General features: G+C 63.9%; 18 protein-coding genes and 1 tRNA gene. 11 read left to right on the forward strand and 8 right to left on the reverse strand.

Going from position 1 to position 18,836, the window contains the following annotated elements; genetic code table 11:
* Positions 1 to 45: 45 nt before the first annotated feature.
* From GXH28_RS00690 to GXH28_RS00735, 10 genes are all read left to right on the forward strand, one after another.
* Positions 46 to 816, forward strand: a complete 771-nt coding sequence (locus GXH28_RS00690; protein WP_169237077.1) for a hypothetical protein — start codon at positions 46 to 48, stop codon at positions 814 to 816.
* Positions 809 to 1,585 carry an endonuclease III domain-containing protein gene (locus tag GXH28_RS00695; RefSeq protein ID WP_240550094.1) on the forward strand — a complete coding sequence of 259 codons (777 nt, stop codon included), beginning with the start codon at positions 809 to 811 and terminating at the stop codon, positions 1,583 to 1,585. The genes GXH28_RS00690 and GXH28_RS00695 overlap by 8 nt, the downstream gene beginning before the upstream one ends.
* 71 nt (positions 1,586 to 1,656) lie before the next feature.
* Positions 1,657 to 1,745, forward strand: a tRNA-Ser gene (locus GXH28_RS00700).
* A 90-nt stretch (positions 1,746 to 1,835) separates the two neighbouring features.
* Positions 1,836 to 2,408 (forward strand): hypothetical protein, encoded by a 573-nt coding sequence (locus tag GXH28_RS00705; RefSeq protein WP_169237078.1) that lies wholly within the window; start codon positions 1,836 to 1,838, stop codon positions 2,406 to 2,408.
* Positions 2,409 to 2,488: 80 nt separating this feature from the next.
* Entirely contained in the window at positions 2,489 to 3,466 is a 978-nt protein-coding gene (locus GXH28_RS00710; RefSeq protein ID WP_169237079.1) for a GDP-mannose 4,6-dehydratase, read from the forward strand.
* 10 nt (positions 3,467 to 3,476) lie between these two features.
* Positions 3,477 to 4,451 carry a GDP-mannose 4,6-dehydratase gene (gene gmd / locus GXH28_RS00715; RefSeq protein ID WP_169237080.1) on the forward strand — a complete coding sequence of 325 codons (975 nt, stop codon included), beginning with the start codon at positions 3,477 to 3,479 and terminating at the stop codon, positions 4,449 to 4,451.
* A gap of 2 nt (positions 4,452 to 4,453) precedes the next feature.
* Complete coding sequence (locus GXH28_RS00720) at positions 4,454 to 5,887, forward strand: phosphoglucomutase/phosphomannomutase family protein (RefSeq protein ID WP_169237081.1); 1,434 nt, start codon at positions 4,454 to 4,456, stop codon at positions 5,885 to 5,887.
* Positions 5,877 to 6,680, forward strand: a complete 804-nt coding sequence (locus tag GXH28_RS00725; RefSeq protein ID WP_169237082.1) for a TatD family hydrolase — start codon at positions 5,877 to 5,879, stop codon at positions 6,678 to 6,680. The genes GXH28_RS00720 and GXH28_RS00725 overlap by 11 nt, the downstream gene beginning before the upstream one ends.
* Before the next feature lie 40 nt (positions 6,681 to 6,720).
* Entirely contained in the window at positions 6,721 to 7,728 is a 1,008-nt protein-coding gene (locus tag GXH28_RS00730; RefSeq protein WP_169237083.1) for a polyprenyl synthetase family protein, read from the forward strand.
* Between the two features lie 36 nt (positions 7,729 to 7,764).
* Entirely contained in the window at positions 7,765 to 8,697 is a 933-nt protein-coding gene (locus GXH28_RS00735) for a glycosyltransferase family 2 protein (protein ID WP_169237084.1), read from the forward strand.
* Between the two features lie 260 nt (positions 8,698 to 8,957).
* Here the strand turns inward: GXH28_RS00735 and GXH28_RS00740 are convergent, their stop codons facing one another.
* The 4 genes from GXH28_RS00740 to GXH28_RS00755 all read right to left on the reverse strand — a co-directional run bounded on the left by GXH28_RS00740 (position 8,958) and on the right by GXH28_RS00755 (position 10,535).
* Complete coding sequence (locus GXH28_RS00740; RefSeq protein WP_169237085.1) at positions 8,958 to 9,191, reverse strand: hypothetical protein; 234 nt, start codon at positions 9,189 to 9,191, stop codon at positions 8,958 to 8,960.
* A 66-nt stretch (positions 9,192 to 9,257) separates the two neighbouring features.
* The gene (locus GXH28_RS00745; protein WP_169237086.1) at positions 9,258 to 9,416 is read right to left on the reverse strand and encodes a hypothetical protein; all 159 of its coding nucleotides are present in this window, start codon (positions 9,414 to 9,416) and stop codon (positions 9,258 to 9,260) included.
* Positions 9,417 to 9,422: 6 nt separating this feature from the next.
* Positions 9,423 to 9,881: a hypothetical protein gene (locus GXH28_RS00750; protein WP_169237087.1), complete on the reverse strand. Its 459-nt coding sequence runs from the start codon at positions 9,879 to 9,881 to the stop codon at positions 9,423 to 9,425.
* Between the two features lie 6 nt (positions 9,882 to 9,887).
* Positions 9,888 to 10,535, reverse strand: a complete 648-nt coding sequence (locus GXH28_RS00755; RefSeq protein WP_169237088.1) for a sugar phosphate isomerase/epimerase family protein — start codon at positions 10,533 to 10,535, stop codon at positions 9,888 to 9,890.
* 206 nt (positions 10,536 to 10,741) lie between these two features.
* Between GXH28_RS00755 and GXH28_RS00760 the strand changes: the two genes are divergently transcribed.
* Positions 10,742 to 11,485, forward strand: a complete 744-nt coding sequence (locus GXH28_RS00760) for a hypothetical protein (RefSeq protein WP_169237089.1) — start codon at positions 10,742 to 10,744, stop codon at positions 11,483 to 11,485.
* 1 nt (position 11,486) lies between these two features.
* On the opposite strand, the gene GXH28_RS00765 is transcribed toward GXH28_RS00760, so the two are convergent.
* The 4 genes from GXH28_RS00765 to nifJ form a co-directional block, all read right to left on the reverse strand.
* The gene (locus GXH28_RS00765) at positions 11,487 to 13,064 is read right to left on the reverse strand and encodes a glycosyltransferase family 39 protein (RefSeq protein ID WP_169237090.1); all 1,578 of its coding nucleotides are present in this window, start codon (positions 13,062 to 13,064) and stop codon (positions 11,487 to 11,489) included.
* 6 nt (positions 13,065 to 13,070) lie between these two features.
* Entirely contained in the window at positions 13,071 to 14,723 is a 1,653-nt protein-coding gene (locus tag GXH28_RS00770; protein WP_169237091.1) for a glycosyltransferase family 39 protein, read from the reverse strand.
* 291 nt (positions 14,724 to 15,014) lie between these two features.
* The gene (locus GXH28_RS00775; RefSeq protein WP_169237092.1) at positions 15,015 to 15,164 is read right to left on the reverse strand and encodes a flavodoxin domain-containing protein; all 150 of its coding nucleotides are present in this window, start codon (positions 15,162 to 15,164) and stop codon (positions 15,015 to 15,017) included.
* A 1-nt stretch (position 15,165) separates the two neighbouring features.
* Entirely contained in the window at positions 15,166 to 18,789 is a 3,624-nt protein-coding gene (nifJ, locus tag GXH28_RS00780; RefSeq protein WP_169237093.1) for a pyruvate:ferredoxin (flavodoxin) oxidoreductase, read from the reverse strand.
* Positions 18,790 to 18,836: the final 47 nt, after the last annotated feature.

Raw genomic sequence — 18,836 nt, forward strand, 5'->3', positions numbered from 1 at the left:
GTTGAGAATCGACTCTCTACTCTCAAAGCTCAGAGCTCACAGCCTATGATCAACACAAACGGCATGCTGGCTGTGATGGACCATCACATCACCATCAACTGGGATGACGGTCCAACGATGCACCGGATCGCGGCTCAGGTGCGCTATCGCGCGACCGAATCGGCCATGCTGCGGACAATGCGCGTGAGCGCCTCGCAGCGTTATAGCGACGATCCGCTATCGTTCGTGACGACATGCGATGGTCTGCGCGCATCATGGATTTGGCAGGAGCGTGGCCCCGGCTGGACGGCGCAGTTGTCTGTGACGAACGAGGGCGCGGACGATGTCTATCTCGATGCGCTGGACGTGATCCGCATTGACTACGCTTTTGGGGGACTGTTTAACCTCGGCGCGCCGCCTGGCTTGTGGCGCGTGTTGCTAGAAAGCGCGCAGGGGTTGCTGGCTGCGCCGTCCGGCGATGAGCATAGGCGAGCTGAATCGGACGATCCGGCTGCGGGGTGGGAATCGTGGTCTCCGGCGACGCTGACGGCAACCGGATTTGCGCGTCGCCGGTGTCTGATCGTGCAGCCGGTCGCATCGAACCGCACTCGCCCGCCCGCCGTGATGATTCGGGCGTTGGAGGGGGATGGCCCTGTGTCCTCAGTTCGCACCGAGATTCAACTCGAGGTGAGCGGTGAGCGCTTTGAACGATTATCTGCCCGCTACCGCGCTGAAGGGATGCTGCTTGGCACAGGGGGGAGTGTGGCCTCGCCGGAGTTCTGGGTCGTCTCGGGTGATGATGCGGAGGAGTTGAGGGGGGTGATGGTTGATGATTAGAGATTGGGAGTTGGAGATGACGGATGCGAAAGATGGGCGGGCGGTTCGGAAACGACGCGACGCGAATGAGCGATCGCTGGTGGCGGATGAGCGCGCGCTGAGGCGCAGGGCGAAGATCATCCATGAGAAGTTGTTGGCGACCTACGGCGAGCCGCAGTGGACGCGGCGCGATGGGGTGAGCGAACTGGTCGCGACCATCCTCTCACAGAACACCAACGACAGCAACCGCGATTTGGCCTATGCCCGGCTGCGTGCGCGCTTCCCGACCTGGGCGGCCGTGCGGGATGCGCCGGTGGAAGCGGTCGTCGAGGCCATTCGCCCGGCCGGCCTGGCCAACCAAAAAGGCCCGCGCATTCAGTTGGCCCTACGACACATTACCGAAGCGCACGGCAAGCTGGACATAGACTTCCTCGCCCAGATGCCGGTGGATGAGGCGCGGCGGTGGCTGCTCGGCATCAAGGGCGTCGGGCCGAAGACGGCGGCCATCGTGCTGTTGTTCTGCTACGACAAACCCGTCTTCCCGGTGGATACGCATGTGCATCGCGTGACCGGGCGGCTCGGCCTCCGCCCCCCGAAGCTGACCGCCGAGCAGACGCATGAGTGGATGGAACGCATCTGTCCGCCCGGGGGGCAGTTCGCCTTCCACATCAACCTGATTCGGCATGGGCGGGCGGTCTGCCACGCGCGCAATCCGGCGTGCACGCGCTGCCCGCTGCGGCGTCGGTGCGACTACTTTCGCAGACGCATTCAAACCCGCGGAAGCGCCTAGTGCCACGGGCTGCGAAAGCCAGCCGAAGCGAACTCCACCGCGCAGAAATCACGGTAGAATTAACGGCGCACGGAGAGATGCCGGAGTGGTTGAACGGGGCGGTCTCGAAAACCGTTGTGGCCCGTATGGGTCACCGTGAGTTCGAATCTCACTCTCTCCGCTCTCCTCAGAGGTCAGGTCGCGATCTTGAGCCTCGTACGACCGCCGACCCGCCCTCTGACTTGAAGGATCGGATCCCTGACTATCCGCCATGTCGGCCCGGTGCGCGGACTGCCTGAACGAAGCGATCGAGCGGTGCGAGGTCACCGGCGTGCCGCTGTGCGCTGAACATCTCTGGTATGCCGATGACGGCCGGCGGGTCAGCGAGCGCGTAGCGCGCCAACTGATGTCTCAGGGCAAGGTGGTCTATGCGCCTCAGGTCTATCTGGATCAGCTAGGTCGTGCGGCGGTTTTGCCGCGCCTGCCAACGGCGCCGCCGCCCCGCATCACGCGCCAGCGCAACGGCAACGACATCATCGCGTTGCTGGCCTGCATCAGCGGCATATTCTCCATGGCCACCTGTTTCGGCATCGGCATTGCGATCTGCGCGCCGCCGCTGCCGCTGGTGCCGCTGTTGCTGGGCAGCGTTGGCTTGGCCGGCGCGCGCAATGCAACCAAGCCCGACCAAGCGCGTTTGTTCTCATGGATTGGCATTGTTGGAGGCGCTGGCTTCGTGGTGTTGGTGCTGCTGGCGGTGATCGGCTCGTTGGCGTTTGGGGTAACCACCCTCATCCCGATGGTGCCGATGCCGAGACCCACGCCGACACCGTTCGCCGGCCCATGAGCGCAGACTTGGCCCGACGGGCGCGCAGCCTATGATAGAGTTGCGCGACAATCGGGATACGTCGCCAAGTTGGCTTCATCATGCGCGTGCTCATCACAGGTATGTCCGGCTTTGCCGGCAGGCACCTCACCGACTTACTCCTGAAAACGACCCACTGGACATTGATCGGTGTGTCGCGCACTACGCAAGGCGATCGTCCCAGCCCGCGCGTCTTGTGGTGGAAGATGGATTTACGCGACGCCGATGCCGTCATGCGTTTGCTGCGCTACGAGCGGCCCGACATCATCATTCATCTGGCCGCGCAGTCGCACGTGCCGACGGCCTGGAAGCAACCCTGGGAGACATTCGAGGCGAACGTGCGCGCTCAGCTCAATTTATTCGAGGGCGCGATAGCTGCTAAACTGTCGCCCCGTTTTCTCATCGTGTCGAGCAACGAGGTGTACGGCCGACCCGCGTCTGAGCGTGACCTGCCCTTTCGCGAAGAACGGCCTTTGCAACCGACCAACCCCTACGCAGTGAGCAAGGCGACACAAGAGCTGATGGCGCTTCAGTATCACATCAGCCACGGGTACGACGTGGTGATCGCTCGCCCGTTCAACCACTTCGGGCCGGGACAGGATGTGCGCTTTGTGGCGTCGGATTTTGCTCGGCAGATCGTCGAGATCGAGCTGGGCAGGCGCGAGCCGGTCATGCATTTGGGCAATATGCAAGCCGAGCGCGATTTCACGGACGTGCGCGACATCGTCCGGGCGTATCTGGCGCTGATCCGGTATGCCGACGGTGGACGCGCTTACAATGTGTGCAGCGGCAAGCCGCGCTCGATTCAGTCGCTTCTGGATACGATGCTCCGCCTGACAACGGTGCAGGTGGAGCAGCGCAGCGATCCGACCCGCTTCCGCGTCGCCGATACGCCGGTGAGTTATGGCGACCCGACGCGCATCCGCGAAGCCACGGGTTGGGAGCCTCGCATTCCGTTTGAGCAGACCATCGCCGAACTTCTGGATTACTGGCGGGAGCAGCTCAGTCGAGATGCGCAGGATCTGGGACGCAAAACTTGAGATGTGAAGTATGCCAAAGAAGACAGCACTCATCACCGGCATTACCGGACAGGACGGCTCATATCTGGCTGAGTTTTTGCTCGAGCAGGGGTATCGGGTGGTCGGCATGGTGCGCCGTACCAGCACCATTAACTTTGACCGCATCAAGCACATCCAGGAGCGGATTGATATTGTGCAGGGTGACCTGCTCGACCAGTCATCACTCATGGAGATCATCCGCGAATATCAGCCGGATGAGGTGTATAACCTGGCGGCGCAGTCGTTTGTGCCCACCTCGTTCAGCCAGCCGGTGCTCACCGGCGAGTTCACGGCGCTGGGCGTGACGCGGCTGCTGGAGGCGATCCGGCACATCAAGCCCGATGCGCGCTTCTACCAGGCGTCGTCGTCCGAGATGTTCGGCAAAGTGGTGGAGGTGCCGCAGCGCGAAACGACGCCCTTTCACCCGCGCAGCCCATACGGCGTTGCGAAGGTGTACGGACACTGGATCACGGTGAATTACCGCGAGAGCTATGGTCTATTCGCGTGCAGCGGCATCTTGTTCAATCACGAAAGCCCCCGGCGCGGCTTGGAGTTTGTTACGCACAAAGTGACGCACGCCGCCGCGCGCATCAAGCTGGGTCTGCAACGCGAACTGCGCCTGGGTAACCTGGACGCGCGACGCGACTGGGGCTACGCCGGCGATTACGTGCGCGGCATGTGGATGATGCTGCAGCATGATCAACCCGATGACTACGTGCTTGCCACCGGTGAGACGCACTCCGTGCGCGAGTTGTGCGAGGTGGCATTTGGCTATCTCGGCTTGAATTGGGAGGACTACGTTGTGGTAGACCCGAAATACTATCGGCCGGCCGAGGTGGATTTGCTCATCGGCGACGCGAGCAAGGCCGGTCGCGTGTTGGGCTGGGAGCCGCAAGTCAGCTTCGAACAGCTCGTGCACATGATGGTGGACGCCGATCTGCAATCACTACACAACAACAAGGGGTAAGTATGATCCAAATTAAATTCGGGACGGATGGCTGGCGCGGGCGCATCGCGGATGACTACACCTTCGCCAACGTGCGGCGCTGCGCTGAAGGTTACGCGCGTTATATCCTGACAACGCCCAAAGCGGGGGAATCGTCGCAGCCGTCGGTCGTCATCGGCTACGATAGGCGCTTCCAGTCAGAAAACTTCGCCGCTGCGGCAGCCGAAGTGCTCGCCGGCCACGGCCTGAAGGTGTGGCTGACCGACGGCGCAACACCGACGCCGGTCATCGCTTTCGCCGTGAGCGCCAAACGGGCGATCGGCGCAATCAACATCACCGCCAGCCACAATCCGCCGCAAGACAATGGCTTCAAGGTGCGCAACCACACCGGCGGCGCGATCGCTCCCGATGGCCTGGCGCAGATCGAAGCAGCTATCCCTGCCTCGGACGCTGAGGTCAAACGGCTGGACTTCGACAAAGCGCTGTCGCAAGGTCTGATCGAACGCTTCGATCCGTCGGTCGAATATATCGCTAACCTCGAACGTCTGGTGGATCTCAGGGCCATCGCCCATGCCGGCCTGAAGGTGCTCGTGGACCCAATGTGGGGCAACGGCGCCGGCTGGTTGCCGCGATTGATCGGCGGAGCGAAGACGGAGGTCGTTGAGATTCACAGCGCGCGCAACCCGATCTTCCCGGAGATGACGCGCCCTGAGCCGATCCCGCCCAACGTGAACGTCGCCCTGGCCAGGACGAAGGAAATCGGCGCGAACTGCTGCTGCATCACCGATGGCGACGCCGACCGGTGCGGCTTCGGCGACGAATGCGGCGGCTTCATCAACCAGTTGCGCGCCTATGCGTTGCTGGCGCTGTATTTGCTGGAGATTCGCGGCGAGCGCGGCGCGATCGTCAAGACGCTCAGCACCACCTCGATGCTCAACAAGCTGGGCGAGCGCTACGGCGTGCCGGTGTACGAGACCGGCGTCGGCTTCAAGTATGTGGCGCCCAAGATGACCGAGACGAACGCGATGATCGGCGGCGAGGAGAGCGGCGGCTATGCCTTTCGCGGCAACGTCCCGGAGCGCGATGGCATCCTGGCCAACCTTTACTTCCTCGACCTGCAAGTGCGCACGGGCAAGACGCCGACGCAGTTGATTGACTGGCTCTTCGAGAAAGTGGGCCCCCACTACTACGACCGTGTGGACTCGCTGATAGACCTGCAACAGCGCGAAGCGATCCAGGCACGCCTGCGCGCAGCGCAGCCGGCGACGATCGCCGGCTTGAAGGTGGTCGGCAAAGACATGACCGATGGCTATAAGTTCCTCTTCGAAGACGGCGGCTGGTTGCTCATTCGCATGTCCGGCACGGAGCCGCTGATGCGCGTGTATTGCGAAACGCGGGAGGCGTCGCTGGTCGAGCCGGTGTTGCAAGACGGGATCAAGATCGCGCATGGAGCATGAGGCGGTCGGTCAGGTCGAGCCGGTTGAGTTGTTCGATACCCATTGTCATTTGGATGTGGCCGCGTTCGATCCCGATCGCGATGTGGCCATCGCGCGGGCGCGCGCGGCTGGCGTGGCGCACTTCCTCAACCCGGCCTATGACCTGGAGAGCAGCCGGCGTGCCGTGGCATTGGCTCAGGGGCATGCTGACGTCGTCGCTGCCGTGGGCGTGCATCCCAACGCTGCGGCCGATTTCGACGGGGCACAGTTGGCTGAGCTACGCGCGTTGGCGTGTGCACCCCAAGTCGTCGCCGTTGGCGAAATCGGGTTGGATTATTACTGGCAGACCACGCCGCGCGACCGACAGGCTCAGGCGTTCATCGAGCAGTTGGCGCTGGCGCGCGAGCTGAACCTGCCGGTGATCGTGCATTGCCGCGATGCTTACGATGATGCGTTAGCGCTGTTGCGTGAGCACGGATGCGGGTTGCCGGGGCTGGTCATGCACGCATTCTCCGGGCGCATGGAGCATCTGCGCGCTGCGCTGGCGCTGGACTTTTACATCGGTGTCGGCGGTCCGGTCACCTATCCCAACGCCGATACATTGCGCGACGTGGTCAAAACTGCTCCGTTGGAACGCATCGTCGTCGAGACCGATTCGCCCTATCTCGCACCGCAGTCGCATCGCGGCCGGCGCAATGAGCCGGCCTACCTGATCGAAGTCGCGCACAAGGTCGCCGAATTGCGCCAGCGGTCCATACGTGACATCGCGCGCATTACGACGGATAATGGGCGCCGATTGTTTCGATTGAGCTGAGCAGGGATGTTTTAAGATGACGCTAAGGAATGCACGTGCCGTGTCGCATACGACTCACGATAGCCCCCCCGATTCGAAAGGAGGAGCCATACAGCGCGCGCAGCAGCTTGTAAAACAGCAACTGGCCGATGTGGAGGCGACGCTCCGACATTTGCCCGATCTCCAACCGGCGGAGCTGCGTGAAGCCGTCGAGCGCATCGTCGCCAGTGGCGGCAAGCGTATCCGGCCGGTGATCACGCTGCTGATCGCCGGCATGCTGGGCCGGCTGGATAACCCGCGCGTGGTGGATCTGGCCAGCGCCGTGGAGATGCTGCACACGGCCACACTGGTCCACGACGACCTGATAGACGGCTCGCTGGTGCGGCGCGGCGCAGCGACGCTGAACGCCGTGTGGACGCCGGCGGCGACCGTGTTGACCGGCGATTACCTCTTCGCCGTGGCGGCCAACCTGGCGGCGCGCACCGAGAGCGTCCGCGTGATGAGCATCTTTGCCGACACGCTCGGCGTGATCGTCGCCGGCGAGCTACAACAACAGTTCACCGACTTCGCCCTCCGCGCGACGCGCGACGACTACTATCGCCGCATCTATAGCAAGACGGCTTCGATGTTCGTCCTGGCAGCGGCCGCCGCCGGCGTGATCTGCGATGCCACCGCAGCGCAGATCACTGCGCTGCACGACTACGGGCGCGACCTCGGCATCGCCTTTCAGGTGATGGACGACGTGCTCGACTTCACCGGCGAGCAGGCCAGCGTGGGCAAGCCGGTCGGCAGCGACCTGCGGCGCGGCCTAATCACGCTGCCCATGATTTGCTACATCGAGGCGCATGGGAAGGAGGGACTGGAATGTGCCCTGCGCGGGGAGTGTGACCCGCAGACCTACGACCGCATCGTGGCGCAAATTCGCGCCTCGGACGCTATTGCGAGTTCGTTGGAAGAGGCCGACGCGATTGCCCAGAACGCGAAGAAAGCCCTACAAGGCTTCCCCGATAACCCGTATCGCGCCACGCTGATCGACTTGGTGGACTACACGCTCGAGCGTACCAATTGACCTGTGCGCGGGCTGTATGTATGCCTGTAAGTTAACTTGATCGCGATTCTCATTGTGAGTTGGAACGTGCGCGAGCTGCTGCGCGCATGCCTGGGTTCGCTGCAGCGTTACCCGGCAACCTTGCACGAACAGCGCATCACCGTCGTAGATAACGCCTCCGGCGATGGAACCCTGGAGATGTTGCGACGCGACTTCCCCGAGGTTTGCGTTGTAGCGAATGCCACCAACCGCGGCTTCACCGGCGGCAGCAATGATGGCTTGCGTCACATCGCTCAGTCCGCGACGCCCGCATGCGTTTTGTTGCTCAACCCCGATACGGAGGTGACGCCCGGCGCGCTCGATGCGCTGCTCGCCTGCGCTGAGGCCCACCCCCAGGCCGGCGTGATCGGCCCGCAGTTGCGCTATCCCGACGGCAGCGTGCAGTCTTCGCGTCGGCGCTTCCCGACGTTTTGGACGGCGCTGTTCGAGAGCACTTGGTTGCAGCCAATTGCGCCGCGCGCGGTGCTCGACCACTACTACGTTCGCGATCGTCGCGACGACGAGGCTTGCGAAGTGGACTGGGTGGTCGGCGCGGCGATGCTCGTGCGCTGGGAAGCCTACCGTCAGGTGGGCGGCCTGGACGAGCGCAACTTCTTCATGTACTCCGAGGAGCTGGACTGGTGCCGGCGCATCAAGGCGGCCGGTTGGCAGGTGTTCTACGAGCCGCGCGCCCGGGTGGTGCATCACGAAGGCCAGAGCAGTGCGCAAGTCTCGGCGCAGCGCATGATCTACTTCAACACCAGCAAGGTGCGCTATTTCGCCAAGCATCACGGCCGGGTGCCGGCCGGCCTGTTGCGTGCGGCGCTGTTGGGCATGTTCGCCTGGCAGTGGGGCTTAGAGGGTGCGAAGTGGTTGCTGGGACACCGACGCGCGCTGCGGGCCGAGCGCATGCGCGCTTACGCCCGGGTCTTGCGCTCCGGGCTGCGCTGAGCCGCCGCGTTCATCGGCCTAGGCTGGCGGTTGTCCACGATGGACGCTGTGCGCAAGTCTACGCCGAGGGGCGCCCAGTCCGTCCCGATGTCCTCGAGCAGCGCGATGTACTACGGGTTGGAACACATGACGCCGCCGCGGAAGCGCGGCGATGGACAGCCTTCCCCCGGACGACACTTCGTTGCTGATGTAGGCGATGTCGGCAGTGCGCAGCCAGTCGCGGATCGCCGCGCCCGGGTAGACCACGCCTTTGCGCTTCATCATGGCCGCGGTATATCGGCTCCCTTGTCGAACAGGTTGATGCCGTCCACGCGCAGCAGCTTCCAGCGCACGTCGAGCTGATCGAAGGGCAGGACGGCAAACGAGGTTGGCCACGCGTCCCACGCAGCCGCGAGTAGTTCTTCCGGCGGGTATATGAGGAAGCGCGCGCTGGCGCCAGGCTCACCCAGTAGCGAAACTAGGGCGTCGCGTGATTCGGCCGTGAGGTAGAGCACCGGCAACGCATCGTTGTTCGTGATCGAGCGAAGCGCGCCGGCATCGCCTGACCAGAACGCCCTGGGCTAATCGAAGCGTAGGCCGTCGGCGATGGTGGGGAAGGGCGCGGCGACGGCGAAGAAGCGCGCCCCACCGGGTTGTGTGCAGGCGAAGTGCCCGGGCCCAAAGAGCGTACGGGTCAAACCGATTGCGCCGATAAGCCCGGCGGCGCGCATCCAATCCATCGGCGCTTATTTAGCCTCTGCTTCCCAGCAGCGCCGGACGCGCGGGCTGTAGACCACGGTGTAGATTGCGCCCTCGCACAACGGTTCGTATGTCTCTGGCAGTGTCTCCATCTCGTCCAGTCCCTCGAAGTGGACGTAAAAGCGGGGAGTGTTGCGCGATGTTTTTCGCCTTCGCTTGCCCATCAGCCGCGCGATGCGTACATACGCCACGCCATCGCGCAAGTCCAGGTGGTGGTGGTAGGCGTAGAGCGCTGTGAATGCTGCCACGACCAGCATGATGATGGCTGCAGCAGCGACGAAGCCGATCAAAAAAGGGGTGCTCGGGAAGGTGGTCAGCAGACATGCAGAAGCGATGACGCATGAGAACAGCACGCCGAGCAGAACGAGCGGTGGCAGGTAAGCGTTGACGCGCAGCCAGTTGGCCTGTGCGTCGGTGAGGGGGCGGGTGCTCGCAGGATGTGTCATGCCTCGTCACAAATGCGCTCGCACCCGATTGCGTAGCTTTACCGTCTCGCTGATCACGTCCACGTTGTCGGTCTGCATGTAGTCTTGATGCGCGTATTCGACAGCCCGGCAGCCATTGTAATTGGTCTGGCGCAGGCTGTCGAGCAGCGCCGGGAAGTTGAGCGTGCCGTGCTCCAGCCGGGTCTGGAGGAAGCCTGGCTTCGCCTGTCGCAGGTGGACGTGTGCGGCGAAGGCACATAGCGGATCTACGTCTGGCTGTGTGTAGCCGAGCGTGATGAAATGCACGTAATCCAAGGCCAACTTCAGCCCAGGCGCACCTTCCAGGACAGCCAGCGTATCGCTTGGCGATTCGAGTAGTCCCATCGCGTGGGGTTCGATGGCAATCGCTATGCCTGCCGGCTGGCTGATAGCCAGCAGCTCTTGGCTCGCCTCGATGCAGCGTTGGATGGCGTCGGCTTTGCTTGCGCCGGCGTGGATCACGCCCGGCAGCATCATGACCGATGGGCACGCGATGGCGGCGCAGAATTCGACGACCTGTCGAACGTCCTCCAGGTTCCTGCGGCGCACCTCTGGGTCGGGCGACTTCAGCGGTCGCGTGGTGAAGCCTGCACCGAATGCGTTCGGTCGGATTGTTACGCATTGCGTGTTGCGCATTCCCATCAGTTGCGAAGAATACGCAACACGTTTTACGCCTTACTTCATCACTCCTCGACTGTGAACGGCCCCATCAGCACGCGAAAGCCCTTCGCGCGCGTCGGGTCCTTAGTGCTCTCGTACTCGCCCATCTGCCCGTCTCGCACTATTCGCAGTGCGACCTGACCGGCAGCCGGCTGGAATGGAAGCTGACCGGTTTCCCGCGAGTGGCCGGCGCGATCGAGCATCTGTCTCCGTCGCCGTTCACCGTCAGCGACGCGGGGCAGATCGTCTTCGATGCGCCGAGCGTGTCACGTGGCAAACACACGCTGCTGGAGATGCAGCTCGTGACGGCGCGCGGCCGCATTGCTGCGCGCAATCGGCAAGCGCTGTATTTCTTCCCGCATCTCGATGCGCTGTCGTTGAAGCTCCACGCACCGGAGCACGCCGACGCGCTGCGCGACATGGGTTGCTCAGTAGTGGAGGATGCCGCGCAGGCCGATGTGATCGTCGTCGGCAAGATGACCGATGCCTGGCGCGACTACTTGCTCGCCGGCGGGCGCGTGTTGTGGCTGGCCGAGACGAACGATGCGCAACAAACGTGGTTCAAAGATATTCGCGTCGTCTCACGCGCGCAGGTCGGGCTGCGCGGCGACTGGGCCAGCAGCTTCAGTTGGATCCGCCGCAATGTGATGTTCGGTGACATCCCCGCGGACAACGGAGTAGGTTTCGCTTTTGCCGATCTCACACCAGAGCAGGTCATCCTCGGCGTCCATCCCTTCCACTGGCCGCGCGATGTATATGCCGGCATCTTCGTCGGCTGGATTCACAAGAACGCTGCCCTCGTGGCAGAGCGACGCGTAGGACGGGGCTGGATGATCGTCTGCACCTTCCGGCTGCGCGAGCATCTGGCGATGCACCCGGTGGCGGCAACTATGCTGCGCGACATGCTGGTGCGCCTGAGCCGGTGAGTCAGGTGCGCCTGTGGAAGAGGATGTAGGGGCCATTCTCCCCGATGTACTCGTAGTTATCCTCGACGAAGCGATGGACATCGGGCATGCCCTTCCACGTTTCGATGAAGCGCGCCGACGCCCAGGGGAAACCGTCCCGGCTGAGCACGAAGAAGCGCGGCGGGTTGCGCGTCAGATCGCTGAGGTAAGCCTCAGCCAGTGCCGCGCGTACATCGGCGTCGCGCGATTCGTCGGCCCAGCGCAGATAGGGGAAGCGCGTTGCGTTCTGCCGCTGCGCCAGGAAATAGACCACCGGCGTGTCGCTGAACACGGCGACGCGGTCCGCCGGCGCAGCGTTATCGCGCAGGAACTCGGCGAGTAGCAACTGAGCCGCCTCCTTCGTTTCGAGGTGCAGCGTGTGTGGCGACTTGCCCTGCACGACGACGTTGTCGTAGGCGTCGCGCATCCACGGCCACATGGCAAGCACTTGGCCGGCCACGGCAGCAACGAATAGCGCCGGCGCGGCCAGGCGCGCGATCAAGCGGGCTGGGCGCAGGTCGGCGAACGCCGCGCCGGCCAGCAGCGCCATCGGCGGCAACCAGATGATGAAGTGGTAGCGGTAGGAGTGACCTTGCCACAGGTTCAGCAGCATGGTGGTCAGCAGCCACAGAACGGCCAGCCTGCCCGCTTCGCGCCGCGTGCCGCTCCACATCGATCGGACTGCACCGAGCGCGACCAGCAGCATGATGAATGGATAGCCGCGCCCAAGTGATTGCACCTGTGGCACGGTGTCTTTGAACCCGGCGGTGGGCGTGCTGCCGATCTGCACAAATGTCGTGATCTCCACCCAGAACAAGCCGGTCAGCCAGGCCCAGCGCTCGTCGAGTGGTTTGTTGTGGAAGTTGGCAATGGCGTAGCTCAGGTGCAGCAGCAAATCTTCTAGCGCGCCGTTGATCAGGAAGTAGGCGCTGCCCAGTGCAGTCGTTAGCGCTGCGCCGGCACCGACCAACGCGGCGGCGCCGATATGCCTGCGCTGCGCCAGCGCCCAAACCATGAGCACAATGGCGTAAAGCGCGAAGGGATACTTGAACCAGAACAACGCGCCGGCGAATGCGCCGCCGGCGAAGAGCCAGCGCGTCTGACGGCGGTCTATGAATCGGCCTGCTTCCCAGACGCACAGCGTCGCCGCGATGAAGCACAGGTTGGCAAACCCCTCGGCCTGTGCCACCGACCAGTAGTTCAGCGTAGCCATGGTCAGCCAGAGCAACGCGCCGGCGACCATGCCCGAGAGTCGGCTGCCGAACATACGCCACGCGAGCACGCCGAGCAAGGTCGCCGAGGTCGCCTGCCAGGCCAGGTTGAAGGCGAATACGGCTGGCTGCGTTGGTTCGAGCGCCGTGGCGAGAGCATAGAGCGCCGGCGTGAGCGGCCCGCGTACGTCCCAGCAATCGCGCAGGAAGACACCGCCGCGCCGCAACACATCGCCACACGCGGCGAACGCGCCCTGGTCGAACCACATCGGATACCACACCTGCGGTAAGCCGATGGCTGTCAGCCCCAGCGCAGCGAGCATCGCCAGTCCAAGCGCTATCACTCGCATGTGCGCTCAGTCCTTCCGGCGGAAGAGCAGGAATGGCCCGTTCTCCGCCTCGTAACGATAGTTGGCTTCCACGTAAGCGTGCAGGTCGGTCAGCCGTTTCCAATTGTCAATGTGCCGCACACCCAACCAAGGGTAATCGTCGCGGGTAAGGATGAAGTAGGTCGGTCGGTTGGCAGCGAGTTGTTCGTAGAACTGCCGACCGAACTCGGCGTTCGTCCACGAGCCGTGCGCCGGCGCCCAGACATCGGCAAACGGGAAGCGTGTCGCGTTGCGTCGCTGGGTGAGCATGTAAACCCATGGCGCGTCGGCGAACAAGCTGATGGTCTCGTCCGGCCGCGTATGTTCAACGATGTAATCGGCCACGTAGAGCTGCGGCGCAACACGACTCTCTAGGTGAACTTCGCGCAGCGACTTGCCTTGCACGATGATGTTGATGTAGGCGTCGTATACCCAGGGCAACATGCGGATGACGAGCAGCGTAAGGGCTATGACGCCAACCGATCCGCCTAGCACGCCGAGCGCACGCGCGACGGCGCCCGAGGCGCGCACCCACAGCCACGCCGCTGCCACACCCGCGCCGGCCAGGATCGCCAGCGGCCCGTGGAGAATAGTGAAGTGATACTGCACATACTTGGCCTGGATGGCAACCACGGCCAGCCCGGCGATAAACAGCCCGACGAGATAGGTGTAACGCGCCAGGCCGTTGCCGTTGACCGGTCGGATGAACCGCGCGCCGCCCAGGATGGCCAGCGCAAACAGCAGCGGGAAACCGCCGCCGAAGAAGGTCCACTGCGGCACCGTTGCCTTGTAGTCGCCGGTCAAGTCGGCGCCGTTGTCGGTGAAGCGCCAGAGAAATTGCACAATCTCCGGGAAGGTGCGCGGTGGACCCAGCGGGAACAGCTCGCGGAAGACGTTGAGTTGTTCGATCAGCGCCGGGATGCCGCCGGCCAGCGCGAAGTAAGCCAGCACAAGCGCGTTGATCGCGATTGCGCCGACGGCGAACGCCGCGCCGGCGCGCAGCGTTGTGGGCAGCGCGCGCGTGCGCAGCCAGGCATGCAACAACAGCCCCGCGCCGATTACCGCGATCAGCAGGCCGAAGGTGTACTTGAACCACATCAGGATGCCCGCGCCGGCGCCGCTGATGAGCAGCAATCGCAGGTTTGGCACCGTTCGCGTGTGATCGCCTACGCCGCGCCATGCCAAATACAACGCCAGCACGATGAACAGGTTCGAGAACGTCTCGGCCTGGTTCATGGACCAGTAGTTGATGCCGGCGTAGATCAGCCAATAGAACGCAGCAGCGGGCAGCGCCGCGGCCGGATGGAACATCGCGCGCGCCGTCCAGCCCACCAGCGCCGCCGTGACCGCCTGCCAGGCCAACGTGAAGGCGTGCACCGCCACCGTGCTGAATGAGATCGAGAGCGCAATGGCATACAGCACCATTACCCCCGGCCCTTTGCTCTCGAAGCAATCGCGGATCGGCACACCGCCGCGACGGATCACATCGCCGCACGCCGAGTAGATGCCCTGGTCGTGGCCGAAAGGGTAAATGAGGTGCGGCGTCGCCAGTGCGCCGAGCAACAGCGCGCCGATCCCAACTGCCGCAATGCGCAGCCAGCGCCGGCCAACGGGAGAAACAGACTGGTTCGGATCGAGCACGGGGATGATGCTACCAGTATTCGCTCGTCGGTTGCCGTCGCTGGTTGTCCATCGCCGCCGAACGGCGGAGCGATTTCTCCTAACGACGGCGCAGCATCACCGGCTCACGCACGGGTGGCTGCCCGGTCTTCCTCGCTGAATTCCGGTTCGGGCGCGCGCGAACCGTGAGGCGTTTGGTCAAATGGCCAAGCAGCGCGCTGCGAAAGGTGCCGGCCACGGCCGGCGCCTTTGCGCTTTCTCCTGTTTGCCTGCGCGTGCCTTGCTGCTTAAGCAGCCTGCTTTATGCAACACCTAGCGCTCGCTCTCGCCGATTTGCTCGGCGGGCAACACGTCCACATCTAGCCCGGCGTGTGCGAGCACCTGACCGATTCGCTCGGCGATCTCGGTCGTCGAACCGTATTTGCTCGCGTAAGCCACAAGCACTTTGTTGCTTCTATTCATGTCACATCTCGACGTGTGCCTTCTCCGGCTTTGTGCGCGCCGTCGGGCTCTCCGACAGCGCCAGCGCCTCGTAGCGGCGCCAGTGCTCGTTGATCACTTCTTGCGCTGCACGTATCAGCGCCTCGGCCTCTTCAGGATGGCTCTGTTGCAGCATGCGATAGCGCGTCTCGTTGTAAGCGTAGTCCTTGAAAGGGATCTTCGGCGCGCTGCTGTCGAGCTGCAGTGGGTTCTTGCCCTCGGCGCGCAGCCGGGGGTCGTAACGATACAGCGGCCAATAACCCGACTCGGCGGCCAGCTTTTGTTGATGCAAGCCCTTGGCCATGTCTATGCCGTGCGCGATGCAGTGGCTGTAGGCGATGATGAGCGCCGGCCCGTCGTAGGCTTCGGCCTCCAGGAAGGCTTTGATGGTCTGCGCATCGTTGGCGCCCATGGCGACCTGTGCCACGTAGACGTTGCCGTAGCTCATCGCCATCATGCCCAGGTCTTTCTTGCGCGTGTGCTTGCCGGCGGCGGCGAATTTGGCCACGGCACCCAGCGGCGTGGCTTTGGATGCCTGGCCGCCGGTGTTGGAATACACCTCGGTGTCTAACACCAGCAGCTTCACGTTTTGTCCGCTGGCCAACACGTGGTCGAGGCCGCCATAGCCGATATCATAGGCCCAGCCGTCGCCGCCGACGATCCACACCGATTTCTTCACCAGCATATTGGCGAGGCTCAAGAGATTGGCGATTTGAGATTGGAGATCGGGTGATGTCGGGCTCAGCTGCTCCAGCCGGCGGCGCAACTCGTCCACGCGGGCGCGTTGCTCGGCGATGCCGCGCTCGGTGGATTGGTCGGCGTTCAGCAGCGCATCGGCCAGGTCCGGCCCGATGACATCGCGCAGTGCAGCGACCAGTTCCCTGGCGGCATGGGTCTGCTTGTCCAAGGCCAGCCGCATGCCCAGGCCGAACTCGGCGTTGTCCTCGAACAGCGAGTTGCTCCACGCCGGACCGCGCCCGTGCGCGTCATACGTCCATGGGGTGGTGGGCAGGTTGCCGCCGTAGATGCTGGAGCAGCCGGTCGCGTTGGCGATGTAGAGCCGGTCGCCGAACAGGCGCGTTAGCAACGACAGATACGGCGTCTCGCCGCAGCCGGCGCACGCGCCGCTGAACTCGAACAGCGGTTGCAGCAGTTGCACGTTCTTGACATTGTTGAAGTGGATGCCGTCGGTGCGCGGGTAGTCCGGCAGGCGCTTGAAGAACTCCCAATTGGCCGCCTCGGACTCGCGGATCGGCAACTGCGGGGCCATGTTGATGGCCTTGCGGCCGGTCTGGCGCTTGTCCTTCACCGGGCAGGCTTCCACGCATAGGGCGCAGCCGGTGCAGTCTTCCACGGCGACCTGGAGCACATACTTCTTGCCGGGCAGCTCCTTCCAGCGCGCATCGGCAGATTTGAGGGTGGGCGGCGCGTTCGTCAACCGCTCCGGCTCAACGACCTTCGCGCGGATCACGGCGTGTGGACAAACGTAAACGCACTTGCCGCACTGGATGCAGATGTCCGGGTCCCACACTGGCACCTCCAGCGCGATGTTGCGCTTTTCCCATTGCGCCGTGCCGCTGGGATATGTGCCGTCCACCGGGAAGGCGCTCACCGGCAATTGGTCGCCCCGGCCGGCGATCATCATCGCCGTCACCTGCTGCACGAATTCCGGCGCCTGCGGCGGCACGATCGGCGGCGGGGTCACCTCGCTCAACCGCGCCGGTTCGGGGATGGGCATCTTGTACAAATGCTCCAGCGTTGCGTCCACTGCGGCGAAGTTGCGCTGCACCACGGCCTCGCCGCGCTTGCCGTAGGTCTTGCGGATGGCCTCTTTGATCTTGGCGATGGCTTCTTCGCGCGGCAGCACGCCGCTGACGGCGAAGAAGCACACCTGCATCACCGTGTTGATGCGGTTGCCCATGCCGGCCTCGCGCGCCACCGTGTAGGCGTCAATCCCCCACACCTTCAGCCGCTTGGCCAGGATTTGCTCTTGCACGGCGCGCGGCAGGTGATCCCAAGTTTCTTCTGCCGGGAACGGACTGTTCAGCAGCAGCGTCGCGCCGGGGATGGCCTGTTCGAGCACGTCGTAACGGTCTAGAAAGCCGAACTGGTGCACGGCGATGAAGTTCGCCCGCGAGATCAGGTAGGGCGCGTGGATGGGCCGCGGGCCGAAGCGCAGGTGCGAGATCGTGCGCGCGCCGGATTTCTTCGAGTCGTACACGAAGTAGCCTTGCGCGTAGTTGTCCGTCTCCTCGCCGATGATCTTGATCGAGTTCTTGTTTGCGCCCACGGTGCCGTCTGCGCCCAGCCCCCAGAAGATGGCGCGCACCGTGTCCTCCGGCTCGATGTCGAACGTCGGGTCGTAGTCCAAGCTGCTGAACGTCACATCGTCGTGAATGCCGATGGTGAAGTGGTTCTTCGGCTGCGGCCGAGCCAATTCGTCGAAGACCGCCTTCGCCATGGCCGGCGTGAACTCCTTCGACGATAGGCCGTAGCGCCCGCCGATGACGACCGGCCAAGCGCGCGCGCCGCCATCGGCGCCGAAGCGTTGCTCCGCCAACGCGCCCAGGACGTCTTGATACAGCGGCTCGCCGATTGCGCCCGGCTCCTTGGTGCGGTCGAGCACGGCGATGGCCCTGACCGTTGGCGGCAGCGCGGCGACGAAGTGTTCGGCGGAGAACGGGCGATACAGCCGCACCTTCACCAAACCGACCTTCTCGCCGCGCTCGACCAGGTAGTTCACCGTGGCCTCGGTTGTCTCGCAGCCCGACCCCATCATCACGATCACGCGCTCCGCGTCCGGCGCGCCAACGTAGTCGAACAGGCGGTATTGTCGGCCGACCCGCGCCGCGAACTTGTCCATCGTGCGTTGCACGATCTCCGGCACGGCCCGGTAGAAGGGGTTGACCGCCTCGCGAGCTTGAAAGTAGGTGTCGGGATTGTGCGCTGTGCCGCGAATGAACGGGTGATCGGGCGAGAGCGCCCGCCGCCGGTGCGCCTGCACCAGCTCGTCGTCAATCATTGCGCGGATGTCGCCCTCGGAGAGGCGCTCGATCTTCATGATCTCGTGCGACGTGCGGAAGCCGTCGAACACGTGCAAGAACGGTATGCGCGCCGCCAGCGTGCTGGCCTGGGCGATCAGCGCAAAATCCATCACCTCCTGCACCGAGTTGGCGAACAGCATCGCCCAGCCGGTCGAGCGCGTCGCCATCACGTCGCTGTGGTCGCCGAAGATGGACAGTGCATGAGTCGCCAGGCTGCGCGCCGCGATGTGAAATACAGTGCTGGTCAGCTCACCGGCGATCTTGTACATATTCGGGATCATCAGCAGCAGGCCTTGGCTGGAGGTGAACGTGGTGGCCAGCGCGCCGGCCTGCAGCGCGCCGTGAATTGCGCCGGCCGCGCCGCCCTCGGATTGCATCTCCTGAACGATCGGCACGCTGCCCCACACGTTGCGCTCGCCGGCCGAGCTCCACTGGTCGGCCAGCTCGCTCATCGGCGAAGAGGGGGTGATCGGGTAGATGGCAATCACTTCGTTGGTCTTGTAGGCCACATAAGCGGCGGCCTCGTTGCCATCAATCGTGACGAGTTCTCGTGACGCAGGCATAGGCATGCCGGCCTTTGTAATCGGATTGGCGCGCCGGTGCGTCCTTC

The organism is Candidatus Roseilinea sp. NK_OTU-006 (assembly GCF_012931985.1).
Lineage (GTDB): Bacteria > Chloroflexota > Anaerolineae > J036 > Brachytrichaceae > JAAFGM01.

Bases quoted from the DNA above. Each gene is read 5' to 3' on its own strand.
- GXH28_RS00690 (WP_169237077.1), top strand. From the start codon at position 46: ATGATCAACACAAACGGCATGCTGGCTGTGATGGACCATCACATCACC.
- GXH28_RS00695 (WP_240550094.1), top strand. From the start codon at position 809: ATGATTAGAGATTGGGAGTTGGAGATGACGGATGCGAAAGATGGGCGG.
- GXH28_RS00705 (WP_169237078.1), top strand. From the start codon at position 1,836: ATGTCGGCCCGGTGCGCGGACTGCCTGAACGAAGCGATCGAGCGGTGC.
- GXH28_RS00710 (WP_169237079.1), top strand. From the start codon at position 2,489: ATGCGCGTGCTCATCACAGGTATGTCCGGCTTTGCCGGCAGGCACCTC.
- gmd (WP_169237080.1), top strand. From the start codon at position 3,477: ATGCCAAAGAAGACAGCACTCATCACCGGCATTACCGGACAGGACGGC.
- GXH28_RS00720 (WP_169237081.1), top strand. From the start codon at position 4,454: ATGATCCAAATTAAATTCGGGACGGATGGCTGGCGCGGGCGCATCGCG.
- GXH28_RS00725 (WP_169237082.1), top strand. From the start codon at position 5,877: ATGGAGCATGAGGCGGTCGGTCAGGTCGAGCCGGTTGAGTTGTTCGAT.
- GXH28_RS00745 (WP_169237086.1), bottom strand. From the start codon at position 9,416: ATGGATTGGATGCGCGCCGCCGGGCTTATCGGCGCAATCGGTTTGACC.
- GXH28_RS00750 (WP_169237087.1), bottom strand. From the start codon at position 9,881: ATGACACATCCTGCGAGCACCCGCCCCCTCACCGACGCACAGGCCAAC.
- GXH28_RS00755 (WP_169237088.1), bottom strand. From the start codon at position 10,535: ATGCGCAACACGCAATGCGTAACAATCCGACCGAACGCATTCGGTGCA.
- GXH28_RS00765 (WP_169237090.1), bottom strand. From the start codon at position 13,064: ATGCGAGTGATAGCGCTTGGACTGGCGATGCTCGCTGCGCTGGGGCTG.
- GXH28_RS00775 (WP_169237092.1), bottom strand. From the start codon at position 15,164: ATGAATAGAAGCAACAAAGTGCTTGTGGCTTACGCGAGCAAATACGGT.
- nifJ (WP_169237093.1), bottom strand. From the start codon at position 18,789: ATGCCTGCGTCACGAGAACTCGTCACGATTGATGGCAACGAGGCCGCC.